Source organism: Agrobacterium sp. MCAB5, from assembly GCF_052114365.1.
Lineage (GTDB): Bacteria > Pseudomonadota > Alphaproteobacteria > Rhizobiales > Rhizobiaceae > Agrobacterium > Agrobacterium tumefaciens.
In genome coordinates, this window is record NZ_JBFREP010000270.1 from 1 (window position 1) to 437 (window position 437).

Consider the following 437-nt stretch of genomic DNA (forward strand, 5'->3'; position numbering starts at 1 on the left):
CCCCAACGGAGGTCGCATCATCAGTACCGGCAGCAATGCGGGTCTGGCTGTGCCGTTCGCGGGGATCGCGGTCTATGCCGCGACCAAGTCTGCGCTGGAAAGCTTCACGCGCGGTCTCGCACGTGAGCTGGGCTCTCGGGAAATTACCGTCAATCTGGTTCGACCAGGTCCGATTGATACTGACATGAACCCTGCCGATGGCGCGCTTGCAGCCGCTATTCTGCCAAACCTGTCGATTGCTCGATATGGTAAAACCAGAGAAGTCGCTGAGGCCGTCGCCTTTCTTGCGGGGCCCGGTGCAGCCTACATCACCGGCTCAGGCATTCTCGTCGATGGCGGCATCAGTGCCTGAGCATTAATACGAGGCGGTGCCTCGCCGCTCTGTCCTGTAGGTGATAACGCGGAATTTGGGCGCGCATGGGCTGCGGAGGTCCCTC

At 60.9% G+C, this 437-nt stretch carries 1 protein-coding gene; it reads left to right on the forward strand.

Annotation, left to right across the window (positions count from 1 at the left end; translation table 11 throughout):
* The coding region (locus tag AB4Z23_RS28580; RefSeq protein WP_441361320.1) for an SDR family oxidoreductase at nucleotides 1-352 on the forward strand (352 nt) is incomplete at its 5' end.
* Nucleotides 353-437: the final 85 nt, after the last annotated feature.